The sequence below is a fragment of the Hydrocarboniphaga sp. genome, from assembly GCF_028291725.1.
Taxonomy (GTDB): Bacteria; Pseudomonadota; Gammaproteobacteria; order Nevskiales; family Nevskiaceae; genus Hydrocarboniphaga.
Map to the genome: position 1 here is coordinate 1 of NZ_JAQGNT010000081.1, position 9,951 is coordinate 9,951.

Below are 9,951 nucleotides of genomic sequence, written 5' to 3' on the forward strand. Positions count from 1 at the left end.
CGCCGGGGCCACCGGCACCGCCGTCACCGTCTCGCAGGCCCGGCAGGCGTACTGCGGGTGCACGTCGCGACGCACGAAAAACTCGAGCGGCTTGCAGTCGAGCTTCTCGCTGACGTGCTCGCCGATCAGCGTCAGGGCGCTGCCGCAGCTTCCGCATGTGCAGGATTCCGGCTCATGGCGGGTTTCCACCCGCGGGAGATGGGCCGGCAGCGGCACGCGTTTCGGCGTCTGCCGGGCACTGCGCACGGCCGGCGACTGCAGCGCTTCGATCTCGGTTTCCACCGCCGCGATATCGGAGGCGATGGCGTCGTCGAACAGCGCCCGCTGCTCCGGATTCATTGCCTCCGAGCGCGCCGAGAACTGCACCCGGCGCAGGCGCGCGATCTCGGCGGTGAGCGCGTCGATCTTGGTTTGCTTATAGTGGTTTTCGCGGCGATGCGCTTGAATCTCGGCGTCGCGTGATTCGATGATTTGAAGGGCCAGACTGCGCAGCGATTCGATGTCCGAAGTCGTGTGTAGGGCGCTCAAATCCATGCCGATATTTTCGCCGATTACAGCGCATGCGCCAAGCCTTTTGTGCTCGCGGAAAGCCGCTGCCAATCCACGCCCTTACACAGCCACTCGAACTGCTGCGCGTCGATCTCGCACAGTGTTTCTCCAGGACGCGGCCAGCGGAAACGGCCTTCCTGCAAACGGCGCACGCACAGCCAAACGCCGGTGGCGTCACCCAGCACGAGTTTGATGCGCGTGCCGAAGCGACCGACATTCCGCATACCGATCGGGCTTTGTCGTCATCGAGTACCCGTGGCATCCCTTGCACGGTCAGCGCGTCCAACTGTGGCGGACCTCTACCCGTCGCGGATCGATGATCCATGTCGAGGTTCCGAAGGGAATGTCGCGGGAATTGCCGGCGTGGATGGTGGATGCGACGGTGTGCGGCGCGATGTCCCTGGGAACCCCGCAGGTCACAATCGGAGCGCTGACAGAGCTGCACCGTGTGCTGATGTCTCTGTCGACGAAGTCGGCCGCAGGCCGATCATTGGATCTTCCACGGCGGGAGGGTCCATCCGATGAAACAGCCAGCATACCGATCGAAGAGACAACTTCGTCTCAGCTTCGAGCACAAGGCGCAGTACGAACCCGCCGAAGATCTTCGCGCAGCTCTGGTGCAGGTGCTGGCGGACCTGCTCCTCGAAGCGATGGGCAACGGCACAAGCGATCGGGAAAGCCAACCGGGGGTCGGCCATGAGCCTGAAGATCACGCCTGATCATCTCAGCCGGGGAGCGGTTGTCTATGTGCGACAGTCGAGCGCGGGACAAGTCATCGAACACACGGAGAGCCAGCGACGGCAGTATGCGCTGGCCGAAACCGCGCGCCAGCAGAACTTCGCATCGGTCACGATCATCGATGATGATCTGGGGCGCTCCGGGTCAGGCTTGGTCGAGCGGCCCGGTTTTCAGAAACTGGTGGCTTCGGTATGCGGCGGCCTGGTCGGCGCGGTGTACTGCATCGAGGCCTCTCGTCTGGCGCGCAATGGCCGCGACTGGCATCACCTGATCGATCTCTGCGCCTTGGTCGGCGCACTCGTGATCGATCCCGACGGTGTCTATGATCCGCGGCTGATCAACGATCGCTTGTTGCTCGGCCTCAAGGGAACGATGTCCGAGTACGAGCTGAATCTGCTGCAGCAACGCGGACTGGCCGCGCGCGACTCGAAGGCCAAGCGTGGCGAACTTCGTTTTGCATTGCCGCCGGGTTATTGCTGGAACGAACTGGGGCAGATCGAAAAGGATCCGGACGAGCGTGTCGCTGAAGCGATTCAACTCGTCTTCCGAAAGTTTCGGGAATTGGGTAGCGCGCGTCAGGTTCTGCTATGGGCCAAGCAAGCTCAGATCGATTTCCCTGTTCTGCGGCAGCGCCGAGGCGGACACAGCGGTATCGAATGGAAGTCACCTGCGTATCACACGGTGATCGAGCTGCTCCAACACCCGGTGTATGCCGGGGCTTACGTTTTTGGCAGAACCGCCCAACGAACGCACGTCGTCGACGGCCGAGCGCGGAAAACCGTCGGCCACAAGAGACCGATACAAGCCTGGAGCGTCTTGCTGCAAGACCACCATCCGGGGTACATCAGCTGGCAGGAATTTGAGGAAAACCAGACGATGATTTCGGAGAACGCGCACATGCAAAGCCGTACGTCGCGCAAGTCCGCGCGCGGCGGCAAGGCATTGCTAACGGGCCTCGTGCGATGCGGTCGCTGCGGCCGGATGATGCGCGTTCTGTACTCCATGCAGTCTGGCCATGCGCATCGCTACCAGTGCCGCGGCGATATCGAGCATGGCGCCACTGGACTGTGCATCGGAATCGGCGGCATGCGTATCGATCGTGCTGTCGCCAGCCAGATTCTCGATGCGGTGTCGAACGTCGCGGTCGAGGCGGCGATCCACGCCGTCGAACAGGTGTCAAGAGCAGACGACGACATCAGGCTGGCTCTCCTGCGAGAACTCGAAGAGGCACGCTACCAGGCCTCGCTTGCCGCTCGCCGCCACGAGGCTGTCGATCCCGCGAAGCGACTGGTCGCGCGTGAGCTGGAGGCGCGCTGGAACGCCGCGCTTGAGCATGTCGCGCAATTGGAACAGCGCATCGTGGATCTGGACGCCGGCGCGACGTCCCGTCCCAAGATCGACCGTCAAGCTCTGATGGCGCTCGCCTATGACCTGCCGTCCGTATGGAATGCGCCGGGCACCGATCCGCGCACCAAACAGCGACTCACGCGCATCCTGGTCCAGGAGGTCGTTATCGACCTCGACGATGCTTCAAACGAAGCGGTCGTCACCGTGCACTGGGTCGGCGGTCGCCATACGGAAATACGCGTCGCGCGCGTACGCTGCGGCCGCTATCCGGAGGACCGCTATCCGTCGGCGGTGGAGGTCCTGCGAAAACTCGGCGGGCAGTGGTCTGATCGGGAGCTGGCCGTCACGATGAACCGAATGCGCTGCAAATCGAGCGACGGCCAGTCATGGACGACGGTGCGGGTGCGCCAGATGCGCGAGCGACTGGACATCGCAGCTTTCGATCCAGCGGTGCCCACCGACAAAATGATCAGCGTCGGCGAAACCGCGCGTCGCCTTCAGATCTGCGCCGGCTCCGTCCACCGCCTGATTCGAGAGGGCGTATTGCCAGCCTCCCAGATCATGCCCTCAGCTCCGTGGCAGATACCTTTGGCGGCGCTTGATACCCAGGCCGTGAAGATAGGTGTCCGAAGCGTGATGGATCGCCGGCCACAAAATTTCCCCGTGCTGCAGGATGGGAAGACGCTGAAACTACCTGGATTCTGAAAGGAGAGATGCACAATGAAACAAGCTTCCCCGATCGATTTCGGAACACGTAAGCCGCGCCATCGAAGGCATCGCGCCCGAACACGGCCTGTACCAGCACCAGCAAACGGTCGATACCGCAGCGCAGATCGATCGGCTCGATCGCCAGCCACCAGCTCGATGGCCGCAGCATCAGCGCAGCCCCGTCAGCAGCTGCGCCAGCCACGCCGGATCGCAATCACGCGGTAACCGTAGCCGGGCTCCTCCGCTGCACTCGAGCAGCAGTGCTTCAGTCAATGGCGCGGGCGAACTCACGCGCAATGGAACAAACGCAGGCACTGCTGCCGCTGCCGCCGCCTCCGACACCGACGACAGCCGTCGCCGCCAGTAGTCCAGCGAGCGTACCGCCAGACCGTGCTGCCGGCAGTACGCCGCCCGGGTCTGTCCCCTCGCCTCAAACGCCCGTATGCGGCGCGTCCACAACGCCTGCTTCGACTTCCTCTTCACCCTCCCGCCTCCTCGCCTGTGCGTGAGGCAAGATTGCCGATCAGATCAACCGGTCGGTAGATGAGGCGGGCAGACGCTTACAGTCCATTCTCTTGTGCATAAGTCAATGTTCGCTCGGCAGCCGATCCTGGATTTGCCTTGCCAAGACGCGACTGATTCATTAAGAAATCGTCAAACTCAGCTGCACCTAAGCGAATTCCTATATCTATGTCTGAATCAACCCGTGCCGTTCCGGCCGCTCTGCTGCCATGCACAAATATGTCGCCACCGAGTTCCCCGCCGCGTCGGCAATCTGCCGCTCGCCTACACCTGCCTCGAACTTGAGGCGAAGAACTTCTCGAATCTTGCGCACGGATAACCTCGATTGCGCCACCAGCGACCCCTTTTCAAAGAAATGGGGGCCACGGTAGCGGGGTTATCCCGCCTCACCTCACTGGACCGACATCACGCGGAATCGTGGACCGGCATGCCGCGGAATCCTGGACCGACATGCCGCGGAATCGCGGACCGGCTTCGCGCGGAATACGCACAAGCCTTCGGGAACGATCCGCATGCCGGGTGAGCGCTCGGCCTACGACTTCACCAATGGTGGTGATATCAATCTGGCAACCGGCAATCGACGGCGGATTTATTCCCGGTTCCTGACCAACGGTACGAGCGATCCGGCGTCATCCACCCAGAACTATTGGTACGGCTATGACCAACTCAATCGGATCACGCGCGCGCAAGGCTCCAGCGCCAACAGTGGCGGCACGACGCTTGCGTACGACAGCAACGGGAATCGAGCCTGGGCCAGCGTCAGTGGCGGCAGGCGGACGAATCGGATGACTTGCAGGCCTCGAATGCGCATTTCGTCTGAAGCTTCGCGCTCAGGTGATCTTGTGCCAGGTCAAGGTCGAAGAGACACGTCCAAAAGCACTGTAGCTATGGACGCGCACCTCGCAAATAGTGAAGCACGTCTCAGTCTCCCCCGATGCCGTCCTGCTACCATCGAATAGTCGACGAGGGGCCGGTATACAGGGAGTCGATCGTGAGGGGCGGTATCGCTAGTCGCGGCGCTTCATATGGCGTCGGCCTACGCCGCGCCCGGATCAGTCGAAGCGCTTTTTGTCGCATGGCAACGGTCGCGCTCTCGTAAGTGGATTTGCACTTGTCGCGCTGTTTCCAACGTCTGCCAAGGGGAGTTTATCTCATGCATCGTTCAACTATGAGTAACCACCGGAGTATCTCAGCTTCGTGGCCGTCACTTATCTTTTTTCTAGCAGTACAAGCAACTAGTTCAGTCGCTAGTGCTTCGGAGTCCAACTTAGCTTCTGCCGTCGCGCGCGATCTACGAATATCTGAAAGTGCAGCGGACATGCGACTTGCTGCTGAGCAGGCTTCGATGACTAAGTTGTATCCGAGACTTAGAAATGAGCTCGGGGATACATATGCCGGTGCTTGGTTCGATTCCAGCAGTGCTAAATTGGTTGTCGCCACAACGAGCCCGAAAACCATCGATAAAATCAAATCGGCCGGAGCGGAGCCAAGGTTGGTTCGGCACAGCTATCGCGAACTGGAGATTGGAGTTTCGAAGCTGAATTTGGTCGCCGCGGGATTGCCGAAAGAACAGTTCGATACTATCTGGGAATGGGGTATCGACGAGCCCAACAATTCGGTCTATCTAACTATTCCCGCGGGGAACGCGTCGGCCGCCGAGAATGCAAGAAATCTGGTTGTAGCGGCGGGGCTTAATAGCCGCATTGTCGCGATTGTTGAAACCACTGCTGATAGACCAGTGCTCCTCTACGATGTGCGTGGTGGAGACGAAATTCACAACTTAACTGACGGCCTGCTCTGCTCTGTAGGCTTCTCCGTGACCGGTGGATTTGTCACGGCGGGACACTGCACAGGGGGCACAACTGGCGATAGCATCAGTGGGTATAATGGGGTTTCTCAAGGAACCGTCACTGGAAGCCGATTTCCTGGACCGGACGACGCCCTGGTTCAAGTTAACAGTAGTTGGACCCCTCAACCTTGCGTTGGTTCGGTTTCTGACAGAAGTTGCAGCGCTTCTGGAAACGTAACGATCCTCGGATCGCAAGAAGCTGCCATCGGTGCAACGGTTTGCAGATACGGGCGGACGACAGGAGGACCGCATTGCGGTACGGTGCAAAGTAAGAATGTCACCGTGAACTACAGTTCAGGCCAGACTGTCACGGGGATGACGAAAGCCTCCGCTTGCTCTGAACCTGGAGACTCGGGCGGCCCATTTATCTGGGATACCCAAGCGCAGGGCGTACTAAGTGGCGGGTCGACAAAGACTTGCGCTGATAGCGATGATTACAGCTATTTCTATCCTATCTCAAGCACTCTGTCTCAATACAACGTATCGCTGATAATGGGTCCAGGAGCATCGCTTGGCGTCCCTCAAGTTACCGAGGCGAGCCTCCTCTCCTGCAACGGCAAATACAGATTGGGATGGACGTCCGTTAGTGGAGCAAATAGTTATGAGGTGTGGCAATCGCTTGGCACATCATATCCGTACTATCTGTCGAAGACGGTAACCGGGGTCAGCACAACGGTTACAGCTTCCTCAAGCACTGTTTCGAGTAACTTCAAAGTCCGCGCTTGCACCTCAACTTATTGCGGAAATTTTGGTGATCCTGTGGCACTCGTTTACTACAGTGGCTGCCCCTAAAGTAAGCGTCTGCCGATCTCACCTTGACGCCACACTGATTTGATCAGCGAGCGTCAAGGTGAGATCGGCAGACGCTTACGGTAGGTCGTTGTCCCTCGAGTCTCGAAGTCGATCTTGGCTTCCGTCACTACCCGGTTGTCCGCATCGTAGTCGTAGCGGTATTCGGCGATGCGCACGACTATGTCGAGATCGTCCGGCGTAACGAAGAGGGGGCGGCGCCGGCAGCAGCGGTAAGAAACGCAGCGGCTAAAACGAAGAAGCCCGGCGAAAGCCGGGCTTCTTGTCCCAGTGTCGTAGCTTGGCAGGTTTTGGTTCTCTGCCAGCATGACGTGATCAGATAAACGTATCGATATCGTCCAGAGCATCCTCTATCCGACCTGCAATTTTTGCATTCGATAGTTTCGATCTGAGCGCATGTACCACGACGTCCTTGTCGAGCTGTCTGTGAATTCTCGCGATATGACCCAGGCAGGTGGCTGCAAGGCCGCTTATGTCTTCATCATCGCTCTCAAGAAAATATAAGCACCTTTTTTGCACCCATCTCCAGTCCTCCTCATGAAATGCAAGGGAGACTAAAGCTGTGCAAATAGCCATCGGATCTCTGGACGAAAAAGTCTTTTCAGCCGACTCTTTAGTGACTGGAGACGGATTGGTAAATAAAGTCATTGCGAGCCACCGGTAATGCTGCCGTGCTTGTTTACCATTCCTGCATTGATCAATGCTCGCTGCATGTCGGGATGCAGCTGTTGGAAATCACGGACATGCCCATGATAGGTATTGTTTATCGTCCGATCAAGAACCACAAAATCGCCAGTCTCGTAGTCGATGCCTACACGACGAGGAGAGGTAGGCTTCACTACAACTGAATTGTCTAGCGCATCCTGGCCGTTTACTGGACCTCTACTCTTGACGTCATTGCCCACCTTGCCATGGTAGTCAGCTCCCTCAAACTCACGTCGTCGCATTGCGCCGACGCTATCGTCCAAGACCGAGGTCGTTATCGCCGATTCGGCTCGAGATGCCGACAAGAGTGCGCTAACACCCCCGAAACCAACGACGTACCCCATCCCGAATTCAATGTCTCGTGCAACCGTAGGCGACACCCCTGCAAACACGGCAGCCTGATATAGACCCGAGTCAGCACCATATCCTGTGCTCAAGGAGCGAGAGCCCGCGATGTACTGATCGGCTCCGTAGATCGCCAGCGGAACACCCAAAATTGCTCCGGCGCCCGTCGCTGATAGTGCCGCGCCCACCCCGATATCAACCGCTCCGAAGGTTAGCTGCACAGCGCCCAATGCCCGAGTTGTTGCAGACGGTGCAAGCTGAGATTGGTTGGCAAGTGCATACCCAACCGGGTCATTCAGTCGAAGTGATTCATCGGTCAAGCGGACCACTTCGCTGTAATTCCCTCGCTCCAAAGCTGCCTGAACTTCGGCACTCTTCGCTCCCGTAGCCGCTGCTGCTTGAGCATCCTGTTGCCGACGCAGAGCCTGCGAAGCTTGCAGGAAATTAAACTCCGCCGGGTCCGCGACATTGAACTTCACGTTCGCGGCTTGAGCAGCCAAACCACTCAGGTTCGGCGAACTAAAGCCGCCTTCTGCACCGGAAACCAGGCCGCGTTCGGTCTGCTGCGCAGCAAAAAGATCAAGATCGTGATCGACACCCGCATCGAAATCAGTGGCGACCTGATCACTGAATTCCTGCTGTGACTGAGCGATGGCTTCGTTGATCTGCGAGTAGGACTGCTGCCTTTCCTGGTCGAGGTTCTGTTCGATTTCGGCCGTCAGATTCTCGGCCGCCGTCTGCTGCATCGCCCCCACGATGGAATTCCCGAGCGCATTGCCAAAAACAATGCACCGGACGCGGAAATCGTAGCCATGCGCACTTTTCCTGCGCATTCTCCGGCGCTTACGCGGGACTTCGATGGCAGCTAAGGCGGAAATGTTGGTCAGACCCCCGATGTGCGGTTTTTGGCCTGCAGGCGCGCGCCTATCAAGGCGCGGGCCGGTCTTCCTTGCCGTGCCAGATGCGATTGACGGTCAGGACTTGATCGTCGACGAAATAGCGGACGACGTAGTCGTCGGCGATCCACTGACGCATGCCGCTGGCCTCGTCGATCTCCCGGCCGAGGTGGGTTTGATCGAGCAGAAGCCGGATCGAGCGGCGCAGCGTATCGATCTTGCGGCGCGCCGCCAGCGGATTGTCGTTGGCGATGAAAGCGCGCAGCCGTTGTAGGTCGGTCGCCGCGCGATAGGTAAAGCGCAGCCTCACCGCGGGAGCTGCGGCGCTTCGAGTTCGTGGTCGGTGCCCCAGCTATCGATCCAGCGCAGCATCTCATCACCGTCGATGACACGGCCAGCCGCGATGTCGGCCAAGCCTTCCTCGGCTTCCGCGCGCACCGCCGCCTGGTAAGCGACATCGCGCCAGGTCGCATTCTCGGGCAGATGTTCGATCAGCGCGTGCGCCTTCTGCTTGAGCGTAGCGGCGGTGTTGGGGGTCGGCATGGTGATGTCCTCGGGTGCAGTTTTCAGTTTAGCCGCTCGCCCTGCGCCGGCGAAGCCGGCCCGCCTCGGCGCACCGCGCCGGCGGCCAGCGCAGCGTCCGAGGGCACGGACCCTCCCGCAAAATGTCCCACACTTTGCGAATCCGTGCCCTCACTCTTTTGACCCGCTTTCCGCCCTGGTCCGCTGCCGCCCGGCTGCTTCGTTTAGCCGCGAGCCGCGCAGCGGCTAAAACAGAGGCGGCGCCAGCCGCCTCTGCTGTGCAGCTTCACTAGCCCTCGATCTCGCGCTTGAGCGCCCCCCGGTGCGCCTCCAGCGCGCGCTCCAGGCGCCGGTCGAGCTTGAGCCGGCGCGTGATCTCGATCATCCCGCCGAGCTGCTGGCAGCGGCGCTCCAGCTCGCCCAGGCGTTCCGGAAACCGGATGCCGGCCAGCTTCAGCGCGCTGTGGTTCTGGATGGCCTCGATGACTTCGTTGACGTTGGGAATGTGCATGGTGTTCTCCGGTTACGCAGCACTCGGAGCGAGTGCTGTTTGCCGGTCCCTCCCAGTGCCGAGTCGCAGGCTTGTCCAGGGTCGCGCGGCTTCATCGCGCGACTTGCGTAGCCCTGGACAAGCCGAGCACGGCGCTAATCTCTGAAGGCATACAGCAGGAGCTTTCTCTCTCAGCACGAGCCGGCCCCGCTGTGGCTTTGGCTGTTGATGTTCAAAGCTCAGCCGCGGGCCTTGCCGAAGGCAAGGACGTCGGCTGCAGCGCCTCGCCGCACAGCGGCGAGCAAGCGCACCCGCGGAGCGGCCTTGCAGGGGCCACAGGCCCCTGTCGGCGGGCATTTGACATAGCGCGGAATGCGCGGGGCGACAGCCCGCACCGTTGGGCCGTGGCGCGGAGCGTAGCGACAGTGCCGCGGACCAATGGCGCGCATTCCCCGCGTTATGTGCCAATG

12 protein-coding genes and 1 pseudogene are annotated in these 9,951 nt (G+C 60.1%); 3 read left to right on the forward strand and 10 right to left on the reverse strand.

Annotated features, from left to right (window positions below):
* Both JWQ90_RS21330 and tnpB (JWQ90_RS21335) read right to left on the reverse strand, forming a co-directional pair.
* The coding region (locus JWQ90_RS21330) for an IS66 family transposase zinc-finger binding domain-containing protein (RefSeq protein WP_366919563.1) at positions 1 to 600 on the reverse strand (600 nt) is incomplete at its 3' end.
* A complete protein-coding gene (gene tnpB, locus JWQ90_RS21335) occupies positions 552 to 773 on the reverse strand; it encodes an IS66 family insertion sequence element accessory protein TnpB (RefSeq protein ID WP_299697013.1) in 222 nt (73 codons plus the stop codon). The genes tnpB (JWQ90_RS21335) and JWQ90_RS21330, both read right to left, overlap by 49 nt.
* 297 nt (positions 774 to 1,070) lie before the next feature.
* Between tnpB (JWQ90_RS21335) and JWQ90_RS21340 the strand changes: the two genes are divergently transcribed.
* A complete protein-coding gene (locus tag JWQ90_RS21340) occupies positions 1,071 to 1,268 on the forward strand; it encodes a hypothetical protein (RefSeq protein WP_299697014.1) in 198 nt (65 codons plus the stop codon).
* Positions 1,246 to 3,339: a recombinase family protein gene (locus tag JWQ90_RS21345; RefSeq protein WP_299697015.1), complete on the forward strand. Its 2,094-nt coding sequence runs from the start codon at positions 1,246 to 1,248 to the stop codon at positions 3,337 to 3,339. The genes JWQ90_RS21340 and JWQ90_RS21345 overlap by 23 nt, the downstream gene beginning before the upstream one ends.
* A 31-nt stretch (positions 3,340 to 3,370) precedes the next feature.
* On the opposite strand, the pseudogene tnpB (JWQ90_RS29280) reads toward JWQ90_RS21345, so the two are convergent.
* Together tnpB (JWQ90_RS29280) and JWQ90_RS29285 are read right to left on the reverse strand one after the other, a co-directional pair.
* Positions 3,371 to 3,511, reverse strand: a pseudogene (gene tnpB / locus JWQ90_RS29280) (IS66 family insertion sequence element accessory protein TnpB); the annotation flags it as partial.
* 391 nt (positions 3,512 to 3,902) lie between these two features.
* Positions 3,903 to 4,190, reverse strand: a complete 288-nt coding sequence (locus JWQ90_RS29285) for a nucleotidyltransferase domain-containing protein (RefSeq protein ID WP_366919564.1) — start codon at positions 4,188 to 4,190, stop codon at positions 3,903 to 3,905.
* Between the two features lie 827 nt (positions 4,191 to 5,017).
* Between JWQ90_RS29285 and JWQ90_RS21350 the strand changes: the two genes are divergently transcribed.
* On the forward strand, positions 5,018 to 6,505 hold the full coding sequence (locus JWQ90_RS21350) for a S1 family peptidase (RefSeq protein ID WP_299697016.1): 1,488 nt from the start codon (positions 5,018 to 5,020) through the stop codon (positions 6,503 to 6,505).
* Between the two features lie 53 nt (positions 6,506 to 6,558).
* Here JWQ90_RS21350 and JWQ90_RS21355 read toward each other — a convergent pair whose 3' ends face one another.
* The 6 genes from JWQ90_RS21355 to JWQ90_RS21380 form a co-directional block, all read right to left on the reverse strand.
* The gene (locus JWQ90_RS21355) at positions 6,559 to 6,831 is read right to left on the reverse strand and encodes a hypothetical protein (RefSeq protein ID WP_299697017.1); all 273 of its coding nucleotides are present in this window, start codon (positions 6,829 to 6,831) and stop codon (positions 6,559 to 6,561) included.
* A 7-nt stretch (positions 6,832 to 6,838) separates the two neighbouring features.
* Positions 6,839 to 7,171, reverse strand: coding sequence for a hypothetical protein (locus JWQ90_RS21360; protein WP_299697018.1), 333 nt, complete (start codon positions 7,169 to 7,171; stop codon positions 6,839 to 6,841).
* Entirely contained in the window at positions 7,168 to 8,406 is a 1,239-nt protein-coding gene (locus JWQ90_RS21365) for a hypothetical protein (RefSeq protein ID WP_299697019.1), read from the reverse strand. Before JWQ90_RS21365 ends, JWQ90_RS21360 begins: the two co-directional genes overlap by 4 nt.
* A 94-nt stretch (positions 8,407 to 8,500) precedes the next feature.
* Complete coding sequence (locus JWQ90_RS21370) at positions 8,501 to 8,779, reverse strand: type II toxin-antitoxin system RelE/ParE family toxin (RefSeq protein WP_299697020.1); 279 nt, start codon at positions 8,777 to 8,779, stop codon at positions 8,501 to 8,503.
* Entirely contained in the window at positions 8,776 to 9,012 is a 237-nt protein-coding gene (locus tag JWQ90_RS21375; protein ID WP_299697021.1) for a hypothetical protein, read from the reverse strand. The genes JWQ90_RS21370 and JWQ90_RS21375 overlap by 4 nt, the downstream gene beginning before the upstream one ends.
* A gap of 268 nt (positions 9,013 to 9,280) precedes the next feature.
* On the reverse strand, positions 9,281 to 9,502 hold the full coding sequence (locus JWQ90_RS21380) for a hypothetical protein (RefSeq protein ID WP_299697022.1): 222 nt from the start codon (positions 9,500 to 9,502) through the stop codon (positions 9,281 to 9,283).
* Between the last annotated feature and the right edge of the window lie 449 nt (positions 9,503 to 9,951).

Coding starts and splice junctions, on each gene's coding strand:
- tnpB (WP_299697013.1), bottom strand. CDS start 773: ATGCGGAATGTCGGTCGCTTCGGCACGCGCATCAAACTCGTGCTGGGT.
- JWQ90_RS21340 (WP_299697014.1), top strand. CDS start 1,071: ATGAAACAGCCAGCATACCGATCGAAGAGACAACTTCGTCTCAGCTTC.
- JWQ90_RS21345 (WP_299697015.1), top strand. CDS start 1,246: ATGAGCCTGAAGATCACGCCTGATCATCTCAGCCGGGGAGCGGTTGTC.
- JWQ90_RS21350 (WP_299697016.1), top strand. CDS start 5,018: ATGCATCGTTCAACTATGAGTAACCACCGGAGTATCTCAGCTTCGTGG.
- JWQ90_RS21355 (WP_299697017.1), bottom strand. CDS start 6,831: ATGCTGGCAGAGAACCAAAACCTGCCAAGCTACGACACTGGGACAAGA.
- JWQ90_RS21360 (WP_299697018.1), bottom strand. CDS start 7,171: ATGACTTTATTTACCAATCCGTCTCCAGTCACTAAAGAGTCGGCTGAA.
- JWQ90_RS21365 (WP_299697019.1), bottom strand. CDS start 8,406: ATGCGCAGGAAAAGTGCGCATGGCTACGATTTCCGCGTCCGGTGCATT.
- JWQ90_RS21375 (WP_299697021.1), bottom strand. CDS start 9,012: ATGCCGACCCCCAACACCGCCGCTACGCTCAAGCAGAAGGCGCACGCG.
- JWQ90_RS21380 (WP_299697022.1), bottom strand. CDS start 9,502: ATGCACATTCCCAACGTCAACGAAGTCATCGAGGCCATCCAGAACCAC.